Source organism: Streptomyces sp. NRRL WC-3618 (assembly GCF_001280005.1).
Taxonomy (GTDB): Bacteria; Actinomycetota; Actinomycetes; order Streptomycetales; family Streptomycetaceae; genus Streptomyces.
Window position 1 is genome coordinate 1 of sequence record NZ_LGDW01000019.1, and the last position, 25540, is coordinate 25540.

The 25540-nt window shown below is 69.2% G+C and carries 25 protein-coding genes and 1 tRNA gene; 13 read left to right on the forward strand and 13 right to left on the reverse strand.

Annotated elements, in window-relative coordinates; genetic code table 11:
- The 8 genes from ADL01_RS03560 to ADL01_RS03595 all read left to right on the forward strand — a co-directional run.
- On the forward strand, positions 1–1621 hold a 1621-nt coding region (locus ADL01_RS03560), incomplete at its 5' end, for a PQQ-binding-like beta-propeller repeat protein (RefSeq protein ID WP_234354485.1).
- A gap of 60 nt (positions 1622–1681) precedes the next feature.
- On the forward strand, positions 1682–3310 hold the full coding sequence (locus ADL01_RS03565; protein WP_078960303.1) for a PQQ-binding-like beta-propeller repeat protein: 1629 nt from the start codon (positions 1682–1684) through the stop codon (positions 3308–3310).
- Positions 3311–3581: 271 nt separating this feature from the next.
- Positions 3582–4280 carry a helix-turn-helix transcriptional regulator gene (locus ADL01_RS03570; RefSeq protein WP_078960304.1) on the forward strand — a complete coding sequence of 233 codons (699 nt, stop codon included), beginning with the start codon at positions 3582–3584 and terminating at the stop codon, positions 4278–4280.
- Between the two features lie 181 nt (positions 4281–4461).
- Positions 4462–5520 (forward strand): galactose-1-phosphate uridylyltransferase, encoded by a 1059-nt coding sequence (gene galT / locus ADL01_RS03575; protein ID WP_053740391.1) that lies wholly within the window; start codon positions 4462–4464, stop codon positions 5518–5520.
- Positions 5520–6491 carry a UDP-glucose 4-epimerase GalE gene (gene galE, locus ADL01_RS03580; protein WP_053740392.1) on the forward strand — a complete coding sequence of 324 codons (972 nt, stop codon included), beginning with the start codon at positions 5520–5522 and terminating at the stop codon, positions 6489–6491. Before galT ends, galE begins: the two co-directional genes overlap by 1 nt.
- Before the next feature lie 41 nt (positions 6492–6532).
- A complete protein-coding gene (galK, locus tag ADL01_RS03585; protein WP_053740393.1) occupies positions 6533–7705 on the forward strand; it encodes a galactokinase in 1173 nt (390 codons plus the stop codon).
- A gap of 127 nt (positions 7706–7832) precedes the next feature.
- Positions 7833–9257: a D-alanyl-D-alanine carboxypeptidase/D-alanyl-D-alanine-endopeptidase gene (gene dacB, locus ADL01_RS03590; protein ID WP_078960305.1), complete on the forward strand. Its 1425-nt coding sequence runs from the start codon at positions 7833–7835 to the stop codon at positions 9255–9257.
- A 177-nt stretch (positions 9258–9434) separates the two neighbouring features.
- A complete protein-coding gene (locus ADL01_RS03595) occupies positions 9435–10049 on the forward strand; it encodes a Uma2 family endonuclease (RefSeq protein ID WP_053740394.1) in 615 nt (204 codons plus the stop codon).
- A gap of 10 nt (positions 10050–10059) precedes the next feature.
- On the opposite strand, the gene ADL01_RS03600 is transcribed toward ADL01_RS03595, so the two are convergent.
- Positions 10060–10524, reverse strand: a complete 465-nt coding sequence (locus tag ADL01_RS03600) for a GNAT family N-acetyltransferase (RefSeq protein ID WP_199834745.1) — start codon at positions 10522–10524, stop codon at positions 10060–10062.
- Positions 10525–10820: 296 nt separating this feature from the next.
- On the opposite strand from ADL01_RS03600, the gene ADL01_RS03605 reads away from it, so the two are divergent.
- Positions 10821–11594 carry a LuxR C-terminal-related transcriptional regulator gene (locus tag ADL01_RS03605; RefSeq protein WP_053740395.1) on the forward strand — a complete coding sequence of 258 codons (774 nt, stop codon included), beginning with the start codon at positions 10821–10823 and terminating at the stop codon, positions 11592–11594.
- 26 nt (positions 11595–11620) lie between these two features.
- Here ADL01_RS03605 and ADL01_RS03610 read toward each other — a convergent pair whose 3' ends face one another.
- The gene (locus tag ADL01_RS03610) at positions 11621–12118 is read right to left on the reverse strand and encodes a MarR family winged helix-turn-helix transcriptional regulator (RefSeq protein ID WP_053740396.1); all 498 of its coding nucleotides are present in this window, start codon (positions 12116–12118) and stop codon (positions 11621–11623) included.
- Positions 12119–12207: 89 nt separating this feature from the next.
- Here ADL01_RS03610 and ADL01_RS03615 point away from each other — a divergent pair, with 89 nt between their 5' ends.
- On the forward strand, positions 12208–13047 hold the full coding sequence (locus ADL01_RS03615; protein ID WP_053740397.1) for a trans-aconitate 2-methyltransferase: 840 nt from the start codon (positions 12208–12210) through the stop codon (positions 13045–13047).
- Positions 13044–13424: a glyoxalase gene (locus ADL01_RS03620; RefSeq protein WP_053740398.1), complete on the forward strand. Its 381-nt coding sequence runs from the start codon at positions 13044–13046 to the stop codon at positions 13422–13424. The genes ADL01_RS03615 and ADL01_RS03620 overlap by 4 nt, the downstream gene beginning before the upstream one ends.
- On the opposite strand, the gene ADL01_RS03625 is transcribed toward ADL01_RS03620, so the two are convergent.
- Genes ADL01_RS03625 through ADL01_RS03640 form a run of 4 tightly spaced genes read right to left on the reverse strand, consistent with a single transcriptional unit; the run spans position 13399 to position 15627 of the window.
- A complete protein-coding gene (locus ADL01_RS03625; protein ID WP_053740399.1) occupies positions 13399–13647 on the reverse strand; it encodes a type II toxin-antitoxin system RelE family toxin in 249 nt (82 codons plus the stop codon). The genes ADL01_RS03620 and ADL01_RS03625 overlap by 26 nt on opposite strands.
- On the reverse strand, positions 13644–13898 hold the full coding sequence (locus ADL01_RS03630; RefSeq protein ID WP_053740400.1) for a type II toxin-antitoxin system Phd/YefM family antitoxin: 255 nt from the start codon (positions 13896–13898) through the stop codon (positions 13644–13646). Before ADL01_RS03630 ends, ADL01_RS03625 begins: the two co-directional genes overlap by 4 nt.
- Positions 13899–13939: 41 nt before the next feature.
- The gene (locus tag ADL01_RS03635) at positions 13940–14617 is read right to left on the reverse strand and encodes a TetR/AcrR family transcriptional regulator (protein ID WP_053740401.1); all 678 of its coding nucleotides are present in this window, start codon (positions 14615–14617) and stop codon (positions 13940–13942) included.
- Positions 14614–15627 carry an acyl-CoA desaturase gene (locus ADL01_RS03640; RefSeq protein ID WP_053740402.1) on the reverse strand — a complete coding sequence of 338 codons (1014 nt, stop codon included), beginning with the start codon at positions 15625–15627 and terminating at the stop codon, positions 14614–14616. The genes ADL01_RS03635 and ADL01_RS03640 overlap by 4 nt, the downstream gene beginning before the upstream one ends.
- A 328-nt stretch (positions 15628–15955) precedes the next feature.
- Between ADL01_RS03640 and ppc the strand changes: the two genes are divergently transcribed.
- Positions 15956–18694, forward strand: a complete 2739-nt coding sequence (ppc, locus tag ADL01_RS03645) for a phosphoenolpyruvate carboxylase (RefSeq protein WP_053740403.1) — start codon at positions 15956–15958, stop codon at positions 18692–18694.
- Between the two features lie 77 nt (positions 18695–18771).
- Here ppc and ADL01_RS03650 read toward each other — a convergent pair whose 3' ends face one another.
- The 7 genes from ADL01_RS03650 to ADL01_RS03680 form a co-directional block, all read right to left on the reverse strand.
- Entirely contained in the window at positions 18772–19290 is a 519-nt protein-coding gene (locus ADL01_RS03650; protein ID WP_053740404.1) for a hypothetical protein, read from the reverse strand.
- Between the two features lie 171 nt (positions 19291–19461).
- Complete coding sequence (pth, locus tag ADL01_RS03655; RefSeq protein ID WP_053740405.1) at positions 19462–20064, reverse strand: aminoacyl-tRNA hydrolase; 603 nt, start codon at positions 20062–20064, stop codon at positions 19462–19464.
- Between the two features lie 72 nt (positions 20065–20136).
- Positions 20137–20721: a 50S ribosomal protein L25/general stress protein Ctc gene (locus ADL01_RS03660; protein ID WP_053740406.1), complete on the reverse strand. Its 585-nt coding sequence runs from the start codon at positions 20719–20721 to the stop codon at positions 20137–20139.
- Positions 20722–20941: 220 nt separating this feature from the next.
- On the reverse strand, positions 20942–21922 hold the full coding sequence (locus ADL01_RS03665; RefSeq protein ID WP_053740407.1) for a ribose-phosphate diphosphokinase: 981 nt from the start codon (positions 21920–21922) through the stop codon (positions 20942–20944).
- A 117-nt stretch (positions 21923–22039) separates the two neighbouring features.
- Entirely contained in the window at positions 22040–23488 is a 1449-nt protein-coding gene (glmU, locus tag ADL01_RS03670; RefSeq protein WP_078960306.1) for a bifunctional UDP-N-acetylglucosamine diphosphorylase/glucosamine-1-phosphate N-acetyltransferase GlmU, read from the reverse strand.
- A gap of 113 nt (positions 23489–23601) precedes the next feature.
- A tRNA-Gln gene (locus ADL01_RS03675) sits at positions 23602–23673 on the reverse strand.
- A 14-nt stretch (positions 23674–23687) separates the two neighbouring features.
- Entirely contained in the window at positions 23688–24548 is an 861-nt protein-coding gene (locus ADL01_RS03680; RefSeq protein WP_053740409.1) for a hypothetical protein, read from the reverse strand.
- A 166-nt stretch (positions 24549–24714) separates the two neighbouring features.
- Here ADL01_RS03680 and ADL01_RS03685 point away from each other — a divergent pair.
- A partial coding sequence (locus tag ADL01_RS03685) for a sensor histidine kinase (RefSeq protein WP_234354486.1) occupies positions 24715–25540 on the forward strand: 826 nt, incomplete at its 3' end.

Below are 25540 nucleotides of genomic sequence, written 5' to 3' on the forward strand. Positions count from 1 at the left end.
GCCCCAGCCCGGCCCCTACGGGCAGCCGCCCGCCGGCCCGTACGGCGCCGCCCAGCCGGGCCCCTACGGGAACGGTGCCACCCCCGGATACGGCTACCCGGGCCAGCAGCCCCCTCAGTTCCCCGGCGCCCCCGTACCCCCGCCACCCGGCGGCGGTGTCAGCAAGAGCAACGCCCTCAAGGGGCGGCCCGCGCTGCTGCTCGGGGCGGCGGTCGCCGCGCTGCTCGTCATCGTGGGCACGGTGGTCACCGTGACGAGCGGCGGCGGCGACGACAAGAAGCCTGCGGCAGCCGACCCCGATCTCTCCGCGCCCCCCTCCGGGCCCGCCGAGCCCGGTGACGACAAGGGCGACGACAAGGGCGACGGCGACGGCGGCGGCGGTGTGGCCGGTGCCGACCCCGGCAACCTCAACGAGGGCCGCCAGGCAGGCGAGTCGAAGGTGCTCTGGTCCAAGGACGCGCCGGACGCGCCCGCCTCCGGTGCCGACGCCGGCGGCATGTGGATCACCGACACGGTGGCCGTGAAGACGGCGTACAAGGAGGTGTTCGCGTTCCGTACCGGGAGCGGGGCCGCCGCCTGGGGGCCGATCGCCTTCCCGCAGAAGATCTGCGCCGTCACTCCACAGAAGTCGGCCGACGACAAGATCGTGGTCGCCTATATGAGTGGCGCCAGTTCGCGCGCCAAGTGCAACAAGCTCCAAGTGCTCGACCTGAACACGGGGGCGAAGGGCTGGAGCGGTGAGGTCGCCGACGGGGCCCTGTTCGACAGCGCGCTCAGCGTCGAACTGACCCTCACGGGGAAGACCCTGATGGTCGGGCGCTCGCAGTCGGGCACCGCGTACGACCTCGGCACCGGCGCCAAGCTGTTCGACAAGGTGAGGTACGGGGCCGCCTGCTTCCCGGCCGCCTTCGCGGGCGGCGCCAAGCTGATCGTCGTGTCGTCCTGCGGGGCCTCCACCTCCACCGAGCACGACGAGGTGCAGGAACTGGACCCGAGGACCGGTGCGGTCAGGTGGACCCGGCCGATTCCGAAGGGCTGGCGGGTCGGGCGGACGTACTCCGTCGATCCCGTCGTCCTCTATCTCACCGACACGAACAAGAAGTCGTGGAACATCTCCACGCTCAAGGCCGACGGCAGCTTCCGTTCCGAGGTCTCCGTCGACGAGTCCTTCGCACCCGAGTGCGGCTGGGCGATCCTCGAACGCGACCTCCAGGGCTGCCAGGGCGTCGCCACCGACGCCGACACCCTCTATCTGCCGACCCAGGCGACGACCGGCGCCAACGAGATCGTCGCGATCAACCTCGCCACCGGCAAGGAGAAGTGGCGCGTCAAGTCACCGGCCGCGAAGTCCATGCTGCCGCTGAAGACCGAGGGCGGCGCACTCATCGCCTACGTCGAGCCGTCGTACGACGCCGGCGGCCAGGTCGTGTCGATCCCCGTCACCGGTACCAGCCACACCCCGACGACGCTTCTGAAGAACCCGGCGGCAGCCGCCGACGTCGAGAACGGCTTCTTCTCCAAGGCGTACGACTGGGCCGACGGCCGCTTCTATCTCTCCACCACGCGGCTGAGCGGCAGGGACGAGCAGAAGGAGAAGCTGATGCTCGCCTACGGCAAGTAAGCCACGCTCTCCCCCCTTCCTTGTCTCTCCCCGCTCCCGTTCTCCCGAGGTACCCACGTCATGACCCAGCCGCCGCCGCCCCCGCCCAACCAGCCCCCGCCGCCTCCCGGTTACGGCTATCCCCAGGGCCCGAACCCGTACGCGCAGCCGCCACAGCCACCGCAGCAGCCCCAGCCGTACGGCTACGGCCACCCGCAGCAGCCCCAGCCCGTCTATGCGCCTCAACCTTCCGCGCCCCAGCGGAAGATGAACGCCCAGGCGGTCATCATCGTCTCGGCCGTCGCCGCCATCGCGCTGATCATCGGCGGCGGTGTCTGGTACTCCTCCTCCAAGGACGGCCAGGGCGACGACAAGAACAACGCCGCCGGAACCAACGGCGCGACGGGCACGACCGGGGGATCCGGCGGTGACGGCGGTGACGGCGGCGCTGCCAAGGCGCCCGCGAACACCGCCTCCAAGGTCCTCTTCCAGGTCCCCGAGCCCGCCGTCGGCGCCGACGAGAACAGCGCCACCGTCGTCGGCTCCTGGCTCACCGACACGGTGTACGCCAAGAGCGGCCGGGCCGAGATCGTCGGATACGACCCCGTGAAGGGCACCAAGCTCTGGACGGTCCCGCTGCCCGGCCCGGTGTGCGAGGCCAGCCGTCACACCACGGCCGACCACCGGACGGCGATCGTGTTCGAGCCCGCCATGCCGACCAAGGACAAGCCCTCGCACGGCTGCAGCCAGGTCGCGGCGATCGACCTCGAGGCGGGCAAGAAGCTGTGGACGCGGACGGTCAAGTCCGGTGACCAGGCGATCAGCCTCAACAACGTGACGATCAGCGCGAACACGGTCGCCGTCGGCAGCACCAGCGGCGGCGCCGCCTTCGACATCACCGGCAAGCCCCTGTGGGCCCCGAAGCCGGACGACGTCTGCTACGACGCGGGCTACGGCGGCGGCGAGAAACTGGTCGCGGTGCGCAAGTGCGGCACGTACGGCGCCCGGCAGCTGGGCATCCAGACCATCGACCCGGTCTCCGGCAAGGTGCTCTCCGAGTACAAGATGGCCAAGGGCATCGAGGACGCCAGCATCGTGTCGACGAACCCGCTGGTCGTGGCGGCCGACGTCAACCACTCCGCGGGCGACGGCAGCGGCATCTCGGACTTCTTCTCCATCGACAACGCGAGCGGACAGCTGCGTACGAAGATCTCGGCGCCCGGCGACAAGTACGCCGCCAAGTGCGAGGGCATCACGCGGATCGAGTACTGCACCAAGCTGGCCGTCGGCAACGACAAGCTGTACGTCCCGACCGAGGACCACGACGGCAGCGGCGAGTACAGCAGGACCAACGAGATCGTCGCCTTCGACCTCGCCACCGGCAAGCTGGACGGTCAGCGGGCCGACGCCGGCAACGGCTGGTCCATCTCCCCGCTGACCATGGACGACGGCAACGTGATCGCGTACAAGCGCCCGCCCTACGACAAGGGCGGCGAGGTCGTCAGCATCGACGGCGGTTCCTTCGCGCAGACGACGCTGATGCGGAACCCGGCGACGAAGCCGGTGCGGGACATCGAGTTCAGCATGCAGCCCGACTACGCCGAGATCATCTACGCCGACGGCCGCCTCTACATGTCCCAGGTCTACGCCCGCAAGCCCTCCAGCACGGGGGAGAAGAGGGACCTGGCCATCGCGTACGGCACGAGCTGAGAACGAACACGAACGGCTGATCGTCGAACACCGCTGTTGACGGCCCCGTCCCTGGTCAGGGGCGGGGCCGTGCACGTACTACTCATCACCCTCGAATGAGAGGATTTTCGGCGATCCGGGGCACTTCTCTCCTGTAGGGGAAGCGCAACGTCGAACAAGCGTGTAGCTTCCGGGGGCATGGGAAGCGGGGGGGGAGCCGGGGGGCTCCCGTCCGTGTGGACCAATGGGCATCCAGAAGGGACAACCATTGGGGGGACTGGGGGGTGGCTCGATGGGAGTTCGGCTGATGGTGGTCGACGACCACCGACTGCTCGCCGAGGCTCTTGCCTCGGCGTTGAAGCTGCGCGGGCACCGGGTGCTCGCCGCGGCGGCGCCCGCCGCGGGCGCGGCGGAACTGGTGATCACCCGCGCGCCGGAGGTGTGCCTGCTGGGCACGGCGACACCGGCCGAGCCGGGGATGTTCGACCCGGTGGTGCGGATCAAGCGCGAACGTCCACAGGTGGCGGTCCTGGTGCTGGGGCCGGTGCCCAGCCCGCGCGGCATCGCCGCCGCCTTCGCCGCGGGTGCATCCGGGTATGTACGTCACGACGAGCGTATAGAAGGTGTCGAGCGCGCCATCATGAAGGCCAGGGCGGGCGAGGCGGCGGTCGCTCCGCAACTGCTCCAGGGCGCGTTCAGTGAACTGCTCAACCCCGCCGCCCAGCCCGACGACGAGGGCCAGCGCCTCCTCCAGATGCTCACGCCGAGGGAGGTCGAGGTCCTGGTCCGGGTCGCGGACGGCGAGGACACGCGGCTGATCGCGGCCGGCATGGGGATCGCGCCCAGTACGGCCCGTACGCATGTGCAGCGGGTGCTGATGAAGCTGGGGGTGGGGTCGAGGCTGGAGGCGGCGGCGCTGGCGGCCCGTACGGGACTGCTGGACCGGGCGGGCCCGGTCGCCCAGCACATACCTCCCCAGGCGGACTTCTGACGAGGTCCCCCACTTTCCTGGACCCTTCTGGCTGTCACAGGCCGCGGAGCCGGAGTTCCCGTGAACTCCGGCTCCGCTCGCGTTTCCCAGCGCGCCTGGCTCTACACATGGTTGTGGATTTATGATTTGATGTGTTCGGTTCTGTTTGAAGCTAGGTTTTGGTACGGATGGAGAGTCCGGCGTGAAGAAGACCTCGACGAGGCTCGCCGACGGTCGTGAGCTCATCTACTACGACCTGCGCGACGACACAGTGCGCGACGCGGTGGACCGGCGCCCCCTGGAGCGCACGGTCACCACCTCGCAGGTACGCCGGGACCCGCTCCTCGGCGACGAGGTGGCCATCGCCTCGCACCGCCAGGGCCGCATCTACCACCCCCCGGCCGACGAGTGCCCCCTCTGCCCCACCGAGGGCGACCGGCTGAGCGAGATCCCGGACTCCTCGTACGACGTGGTCGTCTTCGAGAACCGTTTCCCCTCCCTCGCCGGTGACTCCGGCCGCTGCGAGGTGGTCTGCTTCACCTCCGACCACAACTCGACCTTCGCCGACCTCACCGAGGAGCAGACGCGACTGGTCCTGGAGGCGTGGACCGACCGGACGTCGGAGCTGTCCAACCTCCCGGCCGTCGAGCAGGTGTTCTGCTTCGAGAACCGCGGAGCCGAGATCGGCGTCACCCTCGGCCACCCGCACGGCCAGATCTACGCGTACCCCTTCACCACCCCCCGTACGGCCCTGATGCTCGGCTCGGTGGCCGCGCACAAGGAGGCGACGGGCGGCGAGAACCTCTTCGACGACATCCTCGAGAAGGAACTCGCCGGCGAGCGCCTCGTGCTGGCCACCGACCACTGGGTGGCCTTCGTGCCGTACGCCGCGCACTGGCCGTACGAGGTGCACCTCTACCCGCGCCGCCGGGTGCCGGACCTGCTCGGGCTCGACGAGGACGCCCGCGCGGAGTTCCCCAAGGTCTACCTGGAACTCCTGAGGCGCTTCGACCGGATCTTCGGCGAGGGCGAACCGCCGACGCCGTACATCGCGGCCTGGCACCAGGCACCCTTCGGCGCGCTGGAGCAGTTCGAGGGTGTCAACCGTGACGACTTCGCGCTCCACCTCGAGCTTTTCACCATTCGGCGTACGTCCGGCAAGCTGAAGTTCCTCGCGGGCTCCGAGTCGGGGATGAGCGTGTTCATCAACGACATCCAGCCGGAAACCGCGGCCCAGCGACTTCGAGAGGTAGCGAGTTGATGAGCGGTAAGTACCTGGTCACCGGCGGTGCGGGCTATGTCGGCGGGGTGGTCGCCCAGCATCTGCTGGAGGCCGGCCACGAGGTCGTCGTCCTCGACAACCTCTCGACGGGCTTCCGGGAGGGCGTCCCGGCAGGTGCCACCTTCGTCGAGGGCGACATCAAGGACGCCGCCAAGTGGCTGGACGCCTCCTTCGACGGGGTGCTCCACTTCGCGGCCTCCTCGCAGGTCGGCGAGTCCGTCGTCAAGCCCGAGAAGTACTGGGACAACAACGTCGGCGGCTCCATGGCGCTGCTCACCGCGATGCGCGAGGCCGGCGTACGCAAGCTGGTCTTCTCCTCGACCGCCGCGACCTACGGCGAGCCGGAGACGACCCCGATCGTCGAGACGGCCCCCACGTCCCCGACGAACCCCTACGGGGCCTCGAAGCTGGCCGTCGACCACATGATCACGAGCGAGGCGACGGCCCACGGCCTGGCCGCGGTGTCGCTGCGCTACTTCAACGTCGCCGGCGCATACGCCACCCAGGGCGAGCGCCACGACCCCGAGTCCCACCTGATCCCCCTCGTCCTCCAGGTCGCCCAGGGCAAGCGGGAGGCGATCTCGGTCTTCGGCGAGGACTACCCGACCCCCGACGGCACCTGCGTACGGGACTACATCCACGTCGCGGACCTGGCGGACGCCCACCTGCTGGCCCTCACGGCCGCGACAGCGGGCGAACACCTGATCTGCAACCTCGGCAACGGCGAGGGCTTCTCCGTCCGCGAGGTCGTCGAGACGGTCCGGCAGGTCACCGGGCACCCGATCCCGGAGGTCGTGGCCCCGCGCAGGGGCGGCGACCCGGCGGTCCTGGTCGCCTCCGCCGACCGGGCCAAGGCCCGCCTCGGCTGGACCCCGACCCGGTCCGACCTGGCGGGAATCGTCGCGGACGCGTGGGAGTTCGCGCAGCGTCACAGCGGTAACCAGCGGTAACCAGCGGTACTGGAACGTACGAGAGGCAAGAGGTAGAGGGCATGACGACTGCGGATGTCGCCGAGGTTGCCGAGGTTTTCGAGGGGCTGTACGGATCGGCACCGGAGGGAGTGTGGGCGGCGCCGGGCCGGGTCAATCTGATCGGCGAACACACCGACTACAACGACGGCTTCGTCATGCCCTTCGCCCTCCCGCACACGGCGCTGGCCGCGGTCTCCCGCCGCACGGACGGCGTGCTGCGCCTGCACTCGTCGGACATCGAGGGCGGGGTCGTCGAGCTGCGCGTCGACGCCCTGCGCCCCGAGTCGGACCGGAACTGGACGGCGTACCCGGCGGGCGTGATCTGGGCGCTGCTGGACGCGGGCCACGCGTCGGTCTCGTCCGGCGCCGACATCCACCTCAGGTCGACGGTACCGACGGGCGCGGGCCTGTCCTCGTCGGCGGCGCTGGAGGTCGTGGTCGCCCTGGCCCTGAACGACCTGCACGAACTGGGCCTGGAACGCCAGCAGTTGGCCCGCCTGTGCCAGCGCGCGGAGAATGTGTACGTGGGCGCCCCGACCGGCATCATGGACCAGACGGCGTCGGCGTGCTGCACGCACGGCCACGCCCTCTTCCTCGACACCCGGGACTTCTCCCAGGACCAGATCCCCTTCGACCTGGCAGCCGAGGGCATGCGCCTCCTCGTCGTCGACACCCAGGTCAAGCACTCCCACAGCGAGGGCGAGTACGGCAAGCGCCGGGCGGGCTGCGAACGCGGCGCACAACTCCTGGGCGTGGCCGCGCTGCGGGATGTGGCGTACGACGCCTTGGACGCGGCGCTGGAGCGCCTGGCCGAGGACGAAGAGGTACAGCGCCTGGTGCGCCACGTGGTGACGGAGGACCACCGGGTCGAGCGGGTCGTGGAGTTGCTGAAGTCGGGCGGCGACACCCGCGCCATCGGCCCCGTCCTGACCGAGGGCCACGCCTCCCTCCGCGACGACTTCAGGATCTCGTGCCCGGAACTCGACCTGGTGGTCGACACCGCGCTCGACTCCGGTGCCCTGGGCGCCCGCATGACGGGCGGCGGCTTCGGCGGCTCGGCGATCGTGCTGGTCGAGGCCGGGGACGCGGACCGGATCACCAAGGCGGTGGAGGAGGCGTTCGGCGCGGCCGGATACACGGCGCCCCGCACTTTCGCCGCGGTGCCTTCGGCGGGAGCACGCCGAATCTCCTGACAGGGAACGGGAGTTGACGGGGTCGGTGTGACCTGTGTGACCTGTGGGGCGCGTGTGACCAGTGGTACTGTGCGCGCGTTTCTTCGCCCCGCAGGACCCCCATCAATGCCGGCCCCTTGGAAACTCAATGAGCGATTCAGCCACAGCGGCTCCCGAGACTCCCCCCGCGCAGTCTCCGTCCCTCCAGGCTCTCTCCACCGAGCCCGCCTTCCTTCCCGGAGGCCGACGGCGTCACCGCAAGTCGAAGCCGTTCGGGCCGGGCGCCCGCCGCGCCCTCGTCCTGGCCATGGCCTTCCCGGTCGCCTCGGCGGCGCTGGCCGGCCCCTCGGCCTTCGCCGCCGACGGGAGCCCCCTCAAGGCGACCCCCGACTCGGCACCGGACACGGCCGCCGACACGGACCCCGGCGACCAGCAGCTGATCACCAACCTCACCAAGCGCATCGTCGACGCCCGACTCGGCAACAACGTGAGCGGTGTGGTGCTGGACGCGAAGACGGACCGCCCCCTGTGGGGCCACAACGCCTCCACCGCCCTGATGCCGGCGTCCAACACCAAGCTCGCCACCGCGACCGCCGCCCTCACGGTGCTCGGCCCCGACCACCGGTTCACCACCAAGGTCAGCTACGGCAACGGCACCCTCACCCTCATCGGCGGCGGCGACCGCCTGCTGACCAGCGCGGACCTCGATGCGATGGCCACGGACGCGGTGGCCGGGCTGAAGGCCGCGGGCCTGACCACCGTGAAGGTCCGGGTCGACGACAGCCTCTTCCCCGAACCGACGCTCGCCAACGGCTGGAACGACGGCTACTACCCCGACTCCGTCGCCCCGGTCCGCGCCCTCGTCGTCGACGGACACGGCGTCACGGACACCTCGATCGACGCCGGACAGGTCTTCGCCGGCAAGCTCGCCGCCGCCGGCATCACCGTGGACGGCGCCGTAGCCCGCGCGCAGGCGAGTTCCACCGACGTACCGGTGGCCCAGCACCAGTCCCCGAAGCTGGCGGACACCGTGCACCAGATGCTCAAGGTCAGCGACAACAACACCGCCGAGACCCTGCTGCGGATGACGGCCCTGGGCGCCGGCCACTCGGCCACCTTCGAGGACGGCGCGGCCGTGGTACGCGGTGTGCTGAGCGACACGTACGGCATCTCCCTCGACAACGTCGAGATCCACGACGGCAGCGGCCTCTCCCGCGCCAACCGGATCCCGGCCACCACACTCGCCGAGATCCTCGACCGTGCGACCGAGTCGCGGTACGAGAGCGTCCTCGGCCCGATCGTCGACGGCCTTCCGGTCGCCGGCGAGGCCGGCGGCACGCTCGCCCCGGAGTGGGGCCGCTTCGACGACCCGAACTCCTCGTGCGCGGTCGGAAAGGTCAGGGCGAAGACCGGCACGCTCACCGGTGCCATCGCCCTCAGCGGTCTGACGAAGGGCACGGACGGCAACTGGAAGATCTTCTCCTTCGTGGAGAACGGCTCCACCGCCGACGCCAACTCCATCAAGGACGCGATGGACGGCCTCGCCGCGACAGTGAACGGCTGCTGGGCCTGACCGGCTTCGTCCCGGCGTGAACCCGGGCCGATCGAGCAGCCGCAGCCGGCTTCCGTCGGCGGCGGCTGCTGCGGAAAGGTTCTTCCCGATCAACGCGTCACCCTTTGTGATGACGCCACCGGATTGCGGCCGTTACCGTGAGGGGGCAGGCCGAGCATTCCGTCCATGGGAGGAATCATGACCGCCGAGCCCGTCGCCGAGCCGACCGCTGAGCCCGGCTGCCGCTGGCCGGTGCCGCCCCAGGACGGGTACACCGTGGACGACCTGTTCACGCTGCCCGACCTCCCGCCGCACACCGAGCTGATCGACGGGAGCCTGGTTTTTGCGAGTCCGCAGCGGGATTTTCACAGCACGATGATCGACCTTCTGGTGACCGGCCTGCGCCGTACGGTCCCCAAGGAGCTGAAGGTCCGCCGAGAGATGACCGTCGTCCTGGACCGCCGTAACGGGCCTGAGGCCGATGTCAGCGTCGTCCGCGCGGGCGCTGTCACCGGACCGGATCTCACCCGGTTCGAAGCCAAGGACGTCCTGCTCGCCGTAGAAGTCGTCTCCCCCGACTCAGAGGCCCGCGACCGTGACGCCAAGCCCCGTAAGTACGCCGCTGCGGGCATCCCGTACTTCTGGCTCGTGGAGATGGCCGACCCCAACCAGCACCCGGTCGTCCGTGCCTACGAGATCGACCCCGTGAACAAGACGTACGCCCTCACCGGCATCCACCACGACTACCTGAAGCTCACCGTGCCCTACGACATCGACGTCGACATCACCTTGGACGCGCTCAAGGAACTCTGAGCCCCGGCCCTCAGATCCCGGGCGCCAGCCGCTTCGTCAGCGTGTACTCCGTGACCCCCGGTGGATAGTCCGGGATCGCGCACACCACCTCGTACCCCTGTTTCCGGTAGAAGTCCGGTGCCTGGAAGTCCCATGTCTCCAGGCGTACGTTCGTGCACGCGCGCTCCTCGCGTGCCACGCGCTCCGCTTCCACGAGGAGGCGGGAGCCCAGGCGCTTGCCGCGGTGCGGAGTGTCGACCCAGAGGTACGTCACATGCAGCCAGGTCGTCCAGGTGTGGCCCACCAGGCCGCCGGCCAGGCCTCCGTTCTCGTCCAACACCCATACGTGGAGCGGGAGTTCACGCTCCGCCGGGGTTCCGCGCAGGGCCCGCAGGACAGGCGAGGCCGCCGTGTTCGCGTCGTGCAACCGCGCGCGGAGCACGGAGAGCCATTCCCTGTCGACTTCTGTCTCCATACGAAACATGCGGCACACCATAAGCGCGCCGGCCAATCAGTTCTGCGAATTACCTTCCGCTCCTGCCTCCCAGCCGTACCCTGATGAACAGCACCGGTGGGGGCCGGTGCTGATCAGGGGGCGAGACAGCCGGGTACGACGCCCGGAGCGGGGTAGCAGTCATCGCACGGCGGCGGCCGTGCGTCAGTGACTGCGGCAGCCCCGTCCCAGGCCGGCAACAGCAGCCGGGGACTGCTCCGGGCGTCGTGTCCGCACGAGCTGTCCCCTCGACGATTGGGTGTCCCCAGCTCCTGAGGAGCTCGGGGAAGGGGGTTTCAGTGGTTCGCATCCGAGTCCTGGTCGTCGACGACCACCGCATCTTCGCCGAGTCTCTCGCCGCCGCACTGGCCGCCGAGCCGGACGTCGACGTCTCCGCCGCAGGCAGCGGTCCCGCCGCGCTGCGCGCTCTGGAGCGCGCGGTGGCCGAGGGCCGCCGGTTCGACGTCCTGCTCGTCGACTCCGACCTGGGCGGCAACGTGCCCGGAGCGCGCCCGGCGGTGCCCGTGCAGGAGGGCAACGAGGAAGGGCTGGTCGACGGCATCTCGCTGGTCGCGGGCGTCCGTGCGGGGCATCCGCACGTCCGGACCGTCGTCCTCGCCGAGAAGGACGACCCCCGAAGGGCCGCGCTGGCCCTCCAGGCGGGCGCCTCCGGATGGGTCGCCAAGGACTGCTCGCTGTCCCGGCTGCTCACCGTCATCCGGGGCGTGCTGCGCGACGAGACGCATCTGCCGCCCGCCCTGCTCACCGGCGTACTGCGCGAGTTGACCGCCGCCCGCAAGCACCGCACCGAGAGCGAGCGGCTCGTCGAGTCGCTGACGCCCAGGGAGCGGGAAGTGCTGCGCTGCATGGTCGCCGGGCTGGGCCGGAAAGCTGTCGCCGAACGGCTGTTCCTCTCCCCGCACACCGTGCGCACGCACATGCAGAACGTGCTGGGCAAACTCGGCGTCCACTCCACCCTCGCCGCCGTCGCCCTGGCCCGCCGGGCCGGCGTCGGCCCCGCCGACCTGGGACACGGTGGGCGGATCACGGTGGAGGAGAGCAGCAGCGCCTGACCGGCCGGCGGCACACCCCCGGGCGGTCAGCCGGGTATGTTGTCGAACGGCGCCGTCAACTGGCGTAGCAGCGCGGCCAGTTCGCTCCGCTGAGCGTGCGACAGCTCGGCCAGGATCGCGCGCTCCTGGTCCAGCAGCCCCGCCAGTGCCTGATCCGCCCTGTCCTGGCCCTCCGTCGTGAGGCGGACGAGCACCCCTCGCCGGTCGGTGGGGTCGGGGAGGCGCTCCACCAGACCCTTCTTCGTCAGCCGGTCGATGCGGTTCGTCATCGTGCCGGAGGTGACCAGGGTCTGGGTGAGGAGCTGTCCGGGGGAGAGCTGATACGGGTCTCCGGCGCGCCGCAGCGCGGTCAGGACGTCGAACTCCCAGGGCTCCAGCGCGTGCTCGGCGAACGCCAGCCTGCGCGCACGATCCAGGTGCCGGGCGAGCCTGCTGACCCGGCTGAGCACTTCGAGTGGTTCCACGTCGAGGTCCGGGCGCTCCCGGCGCCACGCAGCGACCAGCCGATCGACCTCGTCCTCCATAGCGATCAGTGTAGTGGTTGTGTCGATATGGAGTCTCTTGATGTCAAGTCTCTTGACGTCGAGATATATTTGGCGGGAAGGTAGTCCGTATGACCACACCCACCTGGGACCCCGCCCAGTACCTCCGTCACGCCGACCACCGCGCCCGCCCCTTCACCGACCTCCTCGCCCGCGTCCCCGACCTCCCCGCCAAGCACACCGCGAGGCCTGCCCGCATCGCCGACCTCGGCTGCGGCCCCGGCAACGTCACCGCCGTACTCGCCGACCGTTGGCCCACCGCGCACATCACCGGGTACGACAACTCCGCACCCATGCTGGAACAGGCGGCCCGGTACGCGGGCCCCACGGCGGGCGGCGGACGCCTCGACTTCGCCCACGCGGACGCCTCGCGGTGGACGCCCTCCGAGACGTACGACCTGATCGTGTCCAACGCCGCCCTCCACTGGGTCGAGGGGCACCTCGACGCGTTCCCGGCCTGGCTGGACGCCGTCGCCCCCGGCGGGACCTTCGCCTTCCAGGTGCCCAACAACATCGACGCGCCCCTGCACGCCCTGATGCGCGAACTGGGCACCGGCGCCCGCTGGCGGAGCCGCCTCGGCGAGGTGCTGCGCCGCGAGGACTCCGTCCACCCGCCCCTCGTCTACCTGGACCGTCTCGCCCGGCTCGGCTGCGAGACGGACGTGTGGGAGACGACGTATCTCCACGTCCTGCAAGGGGAGGACCCGGTGCTGGACTGGGTCAAGGGAACCGGCCTGCGGCCCGTGCTCACCGCCCTGGCGGACGACCCGGAGGCTCGGGACGCGTTCGTCACCGAGTACCGCGACCTGCTGCGCGCGGTGTATCCGACGGAGGAGTACGGCACGGTGCTGCCGTTTCAGCGGCTGTTCGCGGTGGCCCGGAAGGGCGGGGGACAGGGGGCGGGACGGTGATCGTCGCCGTCGACCATGTGCAGTTGGCCGCGCCGCCCGGGGCGGAGGGCGAGCTGCGCGCGTACTACGTCGGCGTCCTCGGCATGACCGAGGTCCCGAAGCCGCCGGCACTGGCCGCCCGGGGCGGGTGCTGGTTCCGGGCGGGGACCGCGCAACTCCATCTGGGGGTGGAGACCGGATTTCGGGCCGCCAGAAAGGCCCACCCCGGGCTGCGGGTCACTGGCATCGAGGCGTACGCGGCCCGGCTGGAGGCCGGTGGGGTGCGGGTGACCTGGGACGACGGCCTGCCAGGTCACCGGCGTTTCTACGCCCTGGACCCCGTGGGCAACCGGCTGGAGTTCCTGGAGCCGCTCAGGATGTCCGGCCCAGGTGGGTGACGAGGATGTGGATCACGGCGTCGTCGATCACGTATATGACGCGGTAGGCGCCGACGCGGAGGCGCCGGATGTCCGGGCCGTACGGCGTGGTCCCTGCGGGGCGAGGGTTATGGGCCAGTTCGTCGATTGCGTTCAGGACGACGGCGAGCCCGGCTGGGTCCTCTTTCAGGAACCGTGTTGCGGCATCGAGGGCGTGAGGCTCGAAGATGATCTCGTAGGTCACTGCTTTTCAAGCCCCAGTCGCCTGCGTACCTCGGCCATCGGGATTCCCTCACCCAGCGTGCCCTCGGCCTTGCGCCTCTGATATTCGGAAAGCGCCAGTGCGTCTTCGAGATCCTCTATCACCTGGGGAGAGACGAGGAGCGCGGCCACGTGCCCGTGGTCGGTGAGGGCGATGGTCTCGCGGCTGTGGGCTGCTCGGCGGACAAGGTCGCCGAGCTGGGAGCGGGCCGCGCTGATCGCAATCTCAGTCATGGCCGAACGATGTCACAAGATTAATCTAGAGGAACATTCATTCAGCTTTTCCGGCGCCCGATCAGCCGCGGCTTCGCCTCCAGCCCGTCCAGCCCGTGCCACGCCAGGTTCACCAGATGGGCCGCCACCTCCGCCTTGCGCGGACGGCGTACGTCCAGCCACCACTGGCCCGTCAGCGCGACCATGCCGACCAGGGCCTGGGCGTACAGCGGGGCCAGCTTGGGGTCGAAGCCGCGGCGTTTGAACTCGCGGCCCAGGATGTCCTCCACCTGGGTGGCGATGTCCGAGATCAGCGACGCGAAGGAACCCGTCGACTGCGGGATGGGGGAGTCGCGGACCAGGATGCGGAAGCCGTCCGTGTACTCCTCGATGTAGTCGAGAAGCGCGAACGCCGCCTGCTCGCACAGTTCACGCGGATGCCCCGCCGTCAGGGAACTCGTCACCATGTCCAGCAGGCGCCGCATCTCGCGGTCCACGACCACCGCGTACAGGCCCTCCTTGCCGCCGAAGTGCTCGTAGACCACGGGCTTGGAGACGCCGGCCCTGGCCGCGATCTCCTCCACCGACGTGGCCTCGAACCCCTTCGCGGCGAACAGCGTGCGGCCGATCTCCAGCAACTGGGCCCGGCGCTCGGCACCCGTCATCCGGGTGCGGCGGGGGCGCCGCGGTTTCTCATTGCTCTCAGTGCTGCTGGAGTCGGTCACCACGCTGTCAATCATGCCGCCTTCGCCGGCTCCTTCCGCCGTCGAGAGCCGTCCTCGTCCGTGTTCCGGCGGGAATCGATACGCGAGCGTGACGGCCAGCGCACGTCATAGGCCCAGCCAAGCTTCTCGAACCAGCGGATAAGCCGTGCCGACGAATCGACCTGCCCGCGCATCACACCGTGCCGCGCCGACGTCGGGTCGGCATGGTGCAGGTTGTGCCAGGACTCGCCGCAGGAGAGCACGGCCAGCCACCACACGTTGCCCGAGCGGTCCCGCGACTTGAACGGGCGCTTGCCCACCGCGTGGCAGATCGAGTTGATCGACCAGGTGACGTGATGCAACAGGCAGACACGGACCAGCGAGCCCCAGAAGAAGCCCGTGAACGCGCCCCACCAGGACATCGTCACCAGACCGCCGATCAGCGCGGGCAGCGCCAGCGACAGCATCGCCCACCAGATGAACTGCCGCGAGATCGCCCGGATGTCCGGGTCCTTGATCAGGTCGGGCGCGTACTTGTCCTGCGGAGTCTGCTCCTCGTCGAACATCCACTCGATGTGCGCCCACCACAGGCCCCGCATCAGCGCCGGAACCGTCTCCCCGAACCGCCACGGCGAATGCGGATCACCCTCCGCGTCCGAGAACTTGTGGTGTTTGCGATGGTCGGCCACCCACCGCACCAGCGGACCCTCCACCGCCATCGAACCCGCGATGGCGAGCGCGATCCGCAACGGCCGCTTCGCCTTGAACGCGCCGTGCGTGAAGTACCGGTGGAAACCGATCGTGATGCCGTGGCACCCCAGGTAGTAGAAGAAGACGAGCAGGCCCAGATCCAGCCAGCTCACCCCCCACCCCCACGCCAGCGGCACCGCCGCCACAACCGCGAGGAACGGGACGATGATGAAGAGAAGAAGCGTGATCTGTTCGAGCGAACGCTTCTGTTCGCCACCCAGCGTGGCCGAGGGCAGTGAGGAGTCGTCGGGCGTCTTCCCAGCGTCTTCGAGCGCGTCGGAAGGTGAGGTGGTCATACGCGTCCCCTGGGGGGTGGTGTGGGTCCAGTCAGATACCGGGATACGGAATCCGAGGGCGCCCTCGGATCCTCAGGCTCCCTACGCTTGCGTAACCTACGGCGTCGTAAGTATGTCAGCGCGCTGCCCGGCGGCAAGAGCCCGAAATTCAGCGCGTCCCCCTCGACACCTATCCTTGAGTCGGTCGGACAGCGCGGTCCGCTCCCATTTCTTCCCGGTTGCCACGCCCCATGCCTCCCGTGCTCGGCCTCCGGCGCGGCCCACAGCCGTCCGGACACCGGCCGGGTACCCTCCCCGCCGAGCCTCCACACTGCAAGGAGCCGCACCTGTGAGCAGTGCCGACGACCATGGCCAGGCCACCACGACCAGCAGCGAACTGCGCGCCGACATCCGGCGCCTGGGCGACCTGCTCGGCGAGACCCTCGTCCGCCAAGAGGGCCCTGAGCTGCTGGAACTCGTGGAGAAGGTCCGCCAACTGACCCGCGAGGACGGCGAGGCCGCCGCCGAACTCCTGCGCGGCACCGAGCTGGAGACCGCCGCCAAGCTCGTCCGCGCCTTCTCCACCTACTTCCACCTCGCCAACGTCACCGAACAGGTCCACCGAGGCCGCGAACTACGCGCCAAGCGCGCCGCCGAAGGCAGCCTCCTCGCCCGCACGGCCGACCGCCTCAAGGACGCCGACCCCGACCACCTGCGCGCCACGGTCAAGAACCTCAACGTTCGGCCAGTCTTCACGGCCCACCCCACGGAAGCGGCCAGGCGCTCGGTCCTCAACAAGCTGCGCCGTATCGCCGCCCTGCTGGAGACCCCCGTCATCGAGGCGGACCGACGCCGCTACGACACCCGTCTGGCCGAGAACATCGACCTCGTATGGCAGACGGACGAACTGCGCGTCGTGCGCCCCGAACCCGCCGACGAGGCCCGCAACGCCATCTACTACCTCGACGAACTGCACGCCGGCGCCGTCGGCGACGTACTCGAGGACCTCACGGCGGAACTGGACCGCGTCGGAGTCCGCCTCCCCGACGACACCCGGCCCCTCACCTTCGGTACCTGGATCGGCGGCGACCGCGACGGCAACCCCAACGTGACCCCCCAGGTCACCTGGGACGTCCTCATCCTCCAGCACGAGCACGGCATCAACGACGCCCTCGAACTGATCGACGAGCTGCGCGGCTTCCTCTCCAACTCCATCCGCTACACCGGCGCCACCGAGGAACTCCTCGAATCCCTCCGGGCCGACATCGAACTCCTGCCCGAGATCAGCCCCCGCTACAAGCGCCTCAACGCCGAAGAGCCCTACCGCCTCAAGGCCACCTGCATCCGCCAGAAGCTCGAGAACACCAAGCAGCGCCTGGCCAAGGACACCCCGCACCAGCCCGGCCGCGACTACCTCGGCACCGGCCAGCTCCTCGCGGACCTCACCCTCATCCAGACCTCCCTGCGCGAACACCGCGGCGGCCTCTTCGCCGACGGCCGCATGGACCGCACCATCCGCACCCTGGCCGCCTTCGGCCTCCAGCTCGCCACCATGGACGTACGCGAACACGCCGACGCCCACCACCACACCCTCGGCCAGCTCTTCGACCGCCTCGGCGAGGAATCCTGGCGCTACGAGGACATGCCCCGCGAGTACCGCAACAAGCTCCTCGCCAAGGAGCTGCGCTCCCGCAGGCCGCTCGCCCCCACCCCGGCACCCCTGGACGCCGCCGGCGCCAAGACCCTCGGCGTGTTCGAAACCGTCAAGAAGGCCCTCGCCGTCTTCGGACCCGAGGTCATCGAGTCCTACATCATCTCGATGTGCCAGGGCTCCGACGACGTCTTCGCCGCCGCCGTCCTCGCCCGCGAAGCCGGACTCATCGACCTCCACGCCGGCTGGGCCAAGATCGGCATCGTGCCGCTCCTGGAGACCACCGACGAACTCAAGGCCGCCGACACCATCCTCGAGGACATGCTCTCCGACCCGTCCTACCGGCGCCTCGTCGCGCTCCGGGGCGACGTCCAGGAAGTCATGCTCGGATACTCCGACTCCTCCAAGTTCGGCGGCATCACCACCAGCCAGTGGGAAATCCACCGCGCCCAGCGCCGCCTGCGTGACGTGGCGCACCGCTACGGCGTCCGCCTCCGCCTCTTCCACGGGCGCGGCGGCACCGTCGGCCGCGGCGGCGGCCCCTCCCACGACGCGATCCTCGCCCAGCCCTGGGGCACCCTGGAAGGCGAGATCAAGGTCACCGAACAGGGCGAGGTGATCTCCGACAAGTACCTGGTCCCCTCACTCGCCCGCGAGAACCTCGAACTCACCGTCGCCGCCACCCTCCAGGCATCCGCCCTGCACACCTCCCCCCGCCAGTCCGACGAGTCCCTCGCCCGCTGGGACGCCGCCATGGACCTCGTCTCCGACGCCGCCCACGCCGCCTACCGCAGGCTGGTGGAAGACCCGGACCTCCCGTCGTACTTCTTCGCCGCCACCCCCGTCGACCAGCTCGCCGACCTCCACCTCGGCTCACGCCCCTCCCGCCGCCCCGACTCCGGCGCCGGCCTCGACGGCCTGCGCGCCATCCCCTGGGTCTTCGGCTGGACCCAGTCACGGCAGATCGTGCCCGGCTGGTTCGGCGTCGGCTCAGGCCTCAAGGCACTCAGGGCATCCGGCCTCGACACGGTCCTCGACGAGATGCACGAACAGTGGCACTTCTTCCGCAACTTCATCTCCAACGTCGAGATGACCCTCGCGAAGACCGACCTGCGCATCGCCCAGCACTACGTCGACAGCCTCGTCCCCGACCACCTCAAGCACGTCTTCGACACCATCCGCGCCGAACACGAACTCACCGTCCGCGAAGTCCTGCGCATCACCGGCGAGACCAAGCTCCTCGACGCCAACCCCGTCCTCCAGCAGACCTTCACCATCCGCGACGCCTACCTGGACCCCATCTCCTACCTCCAGGTCACCCTCCTCAAGCGCCAGCGCGACGCCGCAGCGGCAGGCGCCGAACCCGACCCCCTCCTCGCCCGCGCCCTCCTCCTCACCGTCAACGGAGTAGCGGCAGGCCTGCGCAACACCGGCTGAACAACGAAGCCGAACAACAAAAAGGTGCCCTCGTACACGGACACACCGTCCCGCGTACGAGGGCACCCGCACGTCCTCTACAGCGCCACCCAGGCCGCCGTCACCAGCGCCAGCCCACACCCCGCCAGCGCCCACCCCGCCCGCGTCAGCCCCAGCCCACCCGCCACCACGACCGACGCCAGCAGCAACGCACCACCCAACGGCACCCACGCGTACAGCAGACCCGCCGGACCCGACCGCACCACATCACGGCTCCCGGGCTTCACGACCACGGCGTACGTCTCGCCCTCACTGACCCCCACCGACTGCGCCAGCACCACTCGGCCCCGCGCCGTCGACCCCACCGACACCGGCCGGTACGACCCCGTACAGACCCCGTCCGCGCACCCCGACACCGTCATCGTGCCCTGCTCACGCCCCTTGCTGAGCATCACGTGCTGAGCCGTCCCCCAGGACGCCCACACACCCGCGATCAGGATCAGCGCAGCGACCGTACCCATCACCGCGAACCGCCCGAACACACCGACACGCCCGAGCGGCGGCGAGGCGGAAGCGGACCTGTGGCGGTGCGCGTTGGCTGGCATGGGCGGGATCATTGGCCATGGTCCTGCGATCGGTCAACTCCTGCCCGGCAAAGTCAGCAGTTGTACCCACGTAATCTCCGGGCGCCCGCCACCCCGGACACTCACCACAAATCTCCAGCAGGCCACAGGAAGCCCCATGAACCCCAGGACGTGTCAGCAGGTCCCAGCAGGTCCCGGAGGGTCTCAGGAGTTGTACGCGCCCTGCGCCCGCTCCAAGCCCTCCGTCACCAAAGCCTCCACCGCGTCCGTCGCCCGGTCCACGAAGTAGTCCAGTTCCTTGCGCTCCGCCGACGAGAAGTCCTTCAGCACGAAATCCGCCACCTGCATACGACCCGGCGGACGCCCGATCCCGAACCGCACCCGGTGATAGTCCGCGCCCATCGCCTTCGTCATCGACTTCAGACCGTTGTGACCGTTGTCCCCGCCACCCAGCTTCAGCCGCAGCACCCCGTAGTCGATGTCCAGCTCGTCATGAACCGCCACCACCCGGTCCAGCGGCACCTTGTAGAACTCGCGCAACGCGTTCACCGGCCCACCCGACAGGTTCATGTACGACGTCGGCTTCGCCAGGATCACCCGGCAGCCGGCCGGTCCAGGCGGCCCGACCCGCCCCTCGACGACCTGGGCCTGGGCCTTCCCGGCCCGCTTGAACTTCCCGCCGATCCGTCCCGCCAGCAGGTCGGCCACCATGAACCCCACGTTGTGCCGGTTCATCGCGTACTCCGGCCCGGGATTGCCGAGCCCCACGATCAGCCAGGGGCCACCCGCGTCGGTCGTCACGTCCATCTCTCCTTGATACGCGTCAGCCGCCGCCCCTGGAGGGAACGGCGGCCGACGAACTGAGACTTACGGGGAAGATCAGGCCTCGGTGGTCGCGGCCTCGGCGTCGGCCGGGGCCTCCTCCGCCTGCGCGGAGAGGACCTGGAGGACGACCGCGTCCTCGTCGATCACCAGCGTGGTGCCCGTGGGCAGCGGGATGTCCTTGGCGAGGATGGAGGCACCGGCCTCCAGGCCCGCGATGGACACGGTGACGGACTCGGGGATGTGCGTGGCCTCGGCCTCGACCGTCAGCGTGCTCAGCACGTGCTCGAGCAGGTAGGCGCCCGGCGCCAGGTCGCCCTCGGTGTGGACGTAGACCTCGACGGTGACCTTCTCGCCGCGCTTCACGGTGAGCAGGTCGACGTGCTTGAGGAAGCCCTTGAGGGCGTCACGCTGGACGGCCTTCGGGATCGCCAGCTCGGTGCGGCCCTCGATGTCCAGGGTCAGCAGAACGTTCGGGGTACGCAGGGCGAGCTGCAGCTCGTGACCCGGCAGCGCGATGTGGACCGGCTCGGCGCCGTGGCCGTAGACGACCGCGGGAACCTGGCCCTCGCGGCGGATGCGGCGCGAGGCACCCTTGCCGAACTCGGTGCGGGTCTCGGCGGTGAGCTTGACGTCGGACATGCTGTGCACTCCTCGTACAGGTGAGAGACGGACAGTCACCCGGCCACGAACGGCCTGCTACGAAGAGCGCGTCGATAACGGATCACCGGCCCCGCAAATGACACGGGTACGGCCTCCCTCGCCGAGCAACTCGCACAGACTACTCGGCAGGGGAGGCCGCAGAAAAATCGATCATGCAGAAGCGATCCAGCAGATCCCGTCGGACGGGAGACCGACGGACCTACTGCTCGTCGAACAGGCTCGTCACCGAACCGTCCTCGAACACCTCACGCACCGCACTCGCGATCGTCGGCGCGATCGACAGCACCTTGATCTTGTCCAGGTCGGCACTCAGCTCACCCGGCGTCGGCAGCGTGTTCGTGAACACGAACTCACTCACCCGCGAGTTCTTCAGACGATCCGCCGCAGGACCCGACAGCACACCGTGCGTCGCCGTCACGATGACATCCTCCGCACCGTGCGCGAACAACGCGTCCGCCGCCGCCACGATCGTCCCACCGGTGTCGATCATGTCGTCGACCAGCACACACACCCGACCCTTGACCTCACCCACGACCTCGTGGACGGTCACCTGGTTCGCCACATCCTTGTCACGCCGCTTGTGCACGATCGCCAGCGGCGCACCCAGCCGGTCACACCAACGGTCCGCCACCCGCACACGACCCGCGTCCGGCGACACCACCGTCAGCTTGCCCTTGTCCACCTTCGCGCCCACATAGTCCGCGAGCAGCGGCAAGGCGAAGAGATGATCGACCGGACCGTCGAAGAAGCCCTGGATCTGGTCCGTGTGCAGATCCACCGTCAGGATCCGGTCCGCACCCGCCGTCGCCATCAGATCCGCGACCAGACGCGCCGAGATCGGTTCACGCCCACGGTGCTTCTTGTCCTGCCGCGCGTAACCGTAGAACGGCACGATCACGGTGATGGAACGAGCCGACGCACGCTTCAGCGCGTCGATCATGATCAACTGCTCCATGATCCACTGGTTGATCGGAGCCGTGTGGCTCTGGATCACGAAGCAGTCCGCGCCACGCGCCGACTCCTCGTACCGAACGTAGATCTCACCGTTCGCGAAGTCGAAGGCCTTCGTCGGGACAACCCCGACCCCCAACTGCTGGGCGACCTCCTCGGCAAGCTCGGGGTGGGCGCGGCCGGAGAAGAACATCATCTTCTTCTTCTCGCCGGTCTTGGTCCCGGTCACAGCACTGTCTCCTCGGAGGTGTCTCAGCCGCGGTCAGCCCTGAAGAGGCCTGCTCAGCTGGGGGTGTGCGGGTGTGCATCTATCACGGTAGCCGGAGTCCGCCCCACGCGTTTCCGGTCAGCTTTCGTCGCCCTGCTCCCGAGAAGCCGCCTCGGCCGCCTTCGCCGACGCAGTCCCCGGCCGCTTACGAGCCACCCAACCCTCGATATTCCGCTGCTGGCCACGGGCCACGGCCAACGAACCGGGCGGTACGTCCTTCGTGATCACAGAGCCGGCCGCAGTGTACGCACCATCCCCGACCGTGACAGGCGCCACAAACATGTTGTCCGAACCCGTCTTGCAATGCGACCCGACAACGGTGTGATGCTTGTCCTGCCCGTCATAGTTCACGAACACACTCGCGGCACCGATGTTCGTGAACTCACCGATCGTCGCGTCCCCCACATACGACAGATGCGGCACCTTCGTCCCGTCACCGATCGACGTGTTCTTCGTCTCCACATACGTACCGATCTTGGACTGCACGCCCAGACGGGTGCCAGGCCGAAGATAGGCGTACGGCCCCACGTTCGCCCGCGCCCCCACCACCGCACCGTCGGCAACGGTGTTGTCCACCCGGGCCCCGGCACCCACCCGCGTGTCCTTCAGCCGCGAATTGGGCCCGACCTCGGCACCCTCGGCGAGATGCGTCGCCCCCTGGAGCAGCGTGTTCGGGTGAACGATCGAATCCTGCTCGAACGTGACCGAAACATCGACCCACGTAGTGGCGGGATCGATCACACTCACCCCCGCGAGCATGGCCTCGGTCAACAGCCGGTCGTTGAGGATCCGCCGCGCCTCGGCCAACTGCACCCGGTTGTTGATCCCCGCGATCTCCCGGTGATCGGCCGCCACACACGCCCCGACCCGATGCCCGGCCTCACGCAGAATCCCGAGTACGTCCGTCAGGTACTCCTCACCCTGACTGTTGTCCGTCCGCACCTTCCCCAGCGCGTCCGCCAGCAACCGCCCGTCGAACGCGAAGACACCGGAGTTGATCTCACGGATCGCCCGCTGCGAGTCGGTCGCGTCCTTGTGCTCGACGATGGCGGTGACCGCCCCGGACGCCGCGTCCCGCACGATCCGCCCGTACCCCGTCGCGTCCGGCACCTCAGCCGTCAGCACCGTCACGGCGTTGCCGTCGGAGGAGTGGGTCGCGGCGAGAGTGCGGAGGGTCGATCCGGTGAGGAGGGGAGTGTCGCCACAGACGACGACCACCGTCCCGTCGACGGTCCCACCCAGCTCCTCCAGCCCCATCCGCACGGCGTGACCGGTGCCGTTCTGCTGCGCCTGGAAGGCGGTACGGATGTCGGTGCCGGTCTCCGCCAGGTGCGCGGTGACCTGCTCACGGGCGTGGCCCACGACGACGACCAGGTTCTCGGGGTCCAACTCACGGGCGGAGGCGAGCACATGACCCACCAGCGAACGGCCACAGAGCTCGTGCAGGACCTTGGGTGTGGCCGACTTCATACGGGTGCCCTCACCCGCTGCGAGTACGACTACGGCGGCGGGGCGATTGGCGCTCACGGGTGGTGCCCTTCGGCTGCGGAGGGGGTGGGGTGGACATCCGCAGGATACCGGGGGGTTTCGTGGGGGACATGAGTAAGGGCCCTGACTGAGCAGTCAGGACCCGAACTAAGCTCCCCCGCCAGGACTCGAACCTGAAATACATTATCCAAAGTAATGTGTGTTGCCGATTACACCACGGGGGATCACTCCGGGCAGCCTACGCGGTTCGCCGCTTGGCCTCCACCACCATGCCAGACCACCACCCCTCGATGCGACGGTATAGGTCGGATCCCTTCAGTACGCGCACCGTGAGGCAACCACGGTAGTTTTCGCCCACGTTCTTCCGGACGGTCTTGGGGTTGTGTTTCTTCAGGGTCGTCTTGTAGAAGGCTGATCGATCTGCCTTCACGAGGTCTGTCCAGTACTGCTCGGCGCCAGTGACATCGGCGGTCTCGTGAATCATCACGGTGAACCGGAGGCGTTCGCGAGCCACGCCGAGCAGGTCCAACCAGGCCAGGTAAAGATCGATGACTCCGGGGTCGCTGTTGACGAAGACGACGCTCTCGCGGCGGTCGTAGGACTTGTCCTTGGACCCTTCCGCCCAGTACAGGGCGACTCCGGCCATGAACAGCTCGCGGTCGGTCATCGCGCCGATCTCACGCATTGCAGTCGCCTTCGTACCCATCCGCTCAGCGTCGCGGATCGCCCCCTCGTGCTCCCACCGCTTCCGTGCCGCCAGCCTCGCCTGCTCCGTAGGATCCCGCCGCTCCGGCTTCGGCAGATCCCGTACCCACAACGAGATCGAACTCTTCGAGCACCCCAGCTCCACCTGGATCCGGTCGTACGTCCACCCCTGGAGCCGGAGTTCCCTCGCCCGGTGGCGCAGGTCGTCCTTCGCGTTCGGGCGCTTCGTCCACTCCGGGGGTGGCTCGCCCTCCAGGAGGCGGTTGAGGATGTCGTTGTTGTGGACGCGAAGCTGGTCGCGGATCTGGCGGCGGCTCAGCCCTTCCCGCCGCAACGCCACCGCCCGTTCCCGCAGCCCCTCGAAGTCCGCGTACTTGCCACATGCGTGTTCCATGGGAAAACCCTCAGGCGGAATCATCGCTTCCGGGGTCGAACGGTGTCCGATTCAGTAGTTCGAGGGGTTCCGGCAGGTTTCGAATCCGTTTGATCGCGGCGTGTGGTGTGCGTCAGTCGTCGAAACTCGCCGGAAAACGGGGTGCCGCCGACCGTAGGCTGGACGCATGACCACTACGGGGGAAGTCCACACCGCGGCCTTGACCGGGCCGTGGTGGTGGGCCAGGTGGCGCGGTGCGGGGCTGGATGTGGGCCTCGCGTTGTTGTCCGCCGGGGAGTGCGCGGGGGAGGGGATCCGGTTCGCCAGGGAGGCGGGGATTCCGTTGCCCGTGGGGTTCGTGTTCGGGGTTGTCGCCGGGTCGGTGTTGGTGTTGCGGCGGCGGTGGCCGATCGCTGTCGTGCTGGTGTCCATCGCTGTCGCGCCGGCCCAGATGGGCTTTCTGATGGACGTCGTCGGGCTGTACACGCTCGCCGCCTCGGAGTTGCCCCGGCGGATCATCGGGGCGCTCGCGGGGATGGCGATGGTGGGGACGCTCATCGTGACGTTCGTGCGGTCGCATCAGGACGTGGCGGGCGGTCTGAAGATCGGGGACTGGCTGGTCCCGGTCGTCGCGATCACCACGTCGCTGGCGGTGACGGCGCCGCCGTTGCTTCTCGGGCTGTATGTGGGGGCGCGGCGGCGGCTCATGGAGAGTCTTCGGGAGCGGGCGGACAGTCTGGAGCGGGAGCTTCAGTTGCTGGCGGAGCGGGCGGAGGAGCGGGCGGAGTGGGCGCGGAACGAGGAGCGGACGCGTATCGCTCGTGAGATGCATGACGTCGTGGCGCACCGGGTGAGTCTGATGGTGGTGCATGCGGCTGCTTTGCAGGCGGTGGCTCGGAAGGATCCGGAGAAGGCTGTGCGGAATGCCGCTCTGGTGGGGGACATGGGGCGGCAGGCGTTGACGGAGTTGCGGGAGATGCTCGGGGTGTTGCGGTCGGGGGACGGGCTGGAGC

Coding starts and splice junctions, on each gene's coding strand:
- ADL01_RS03615 (WP_053740397.1), top strand. CDS start 12,208: ATGACCACACCCACCTGGGACCCCGCCCAGTACCTCCGTCACGCCGAC.
- ADL01_RS03630 (WP_053740400.1), bottom strand. CDS start 13,898: ATGACTGAGATTGCGATCAGCGCGGCCCGCTCCCAGCTCGGCGACCTT.
- ADL01_RS03660 (WP_053740406.1), bottom strand. CDS start 20,721: ATGTCCGACGTCAAGCTCACCGCCGAGACCCGCACCGAGTTCGGCAAG.
- ADL01_RS03635 (WP_053740401.1), bottom strand. CDS start 14,617: ATGATTGACAGCGTGGTGACCGACTCCAGCAGCACTGAGAGCAATGAG.
- galE (WP_053740392.1), top strand. CDS start 5,520: ATGAGCGGTAAGTACCTGGTCACCGGCGGTGCGGGCTATGTCGGCGGG.
- ADL01_RS03565 (WP_078960303.1), top strand. CDS start 1,682: ATGACCCAGCCGCCGCCGCCCCCGCCCAACCAGCCCCCGCCGCCTCCC.
- pth (WP_053740405.1), bottom strand. CDS start 20,064: ATGGACGTGACGACCGACGCGGGTGGCCCCTGGCTGATCGTGGGGCTC.
- ADL01_RS03600 (WP_199834745.1), bottom strand. CDS start 10,524: ATGGTGTGCCGCATGTTTCGTATGGAGACAGAAGTCGACAGGGAATGG.
- ADL01_RS03570 (WP_078960304.1), top strand. CDS start 3,582: ATGGGAGTTCGGCTGATGGTGGTCGACGACCACCGACTGCTCGCCGAG.
- dacB (WP_078960305.1), top strand. CDS start 7,833: ATGAGCGATTCAGCCACAGCGGCTCCCGAGACTCCCCCCGCGCAGTCT.
- ADL01_RS03650 (WP_053740404.1), bottom strand. CDS start 19,290: ATGATCCCGCCCATGCCAGCCAACGCGCACCGCCACAGGTCCGCTTCC.
- ADL01_RS03680 (WP_053740409.1), bottom strand. CDS start 24,548: ATGGAACACGCATGTGGCAAGTACGCGGACTTCGAGGGGCTGCGGGAA.
- ADL01_RS03640 (WP_053740402.1), bottom strand. CDS start 15,627: ATGACCACCTCACCTTCCGACGCGCTCGAAGACGCTGGGAAGACGCCC.
- galK (WP_053740393.1), top strand. CDS start 6,533: ATGACGACTGCGGATGTCGCCGAGGTTGCCGAGGTTTTCGAGGGGCTG.
- ADL01_RS03610 (WP_053740396.1), bottom strand. CDS start 12,118: ATGGAGGACGAGGTCGATCGGCTGGTCGCTGCGTGGCGCCGGGAGCGC.
- ADL01_RS03595 (WP_053740394.1), top strand. CDS start 9,435: ATGACCGCCGAGCCCGTCGCCGAGCCGACCGCTGAGCCCGGCTGCCGC.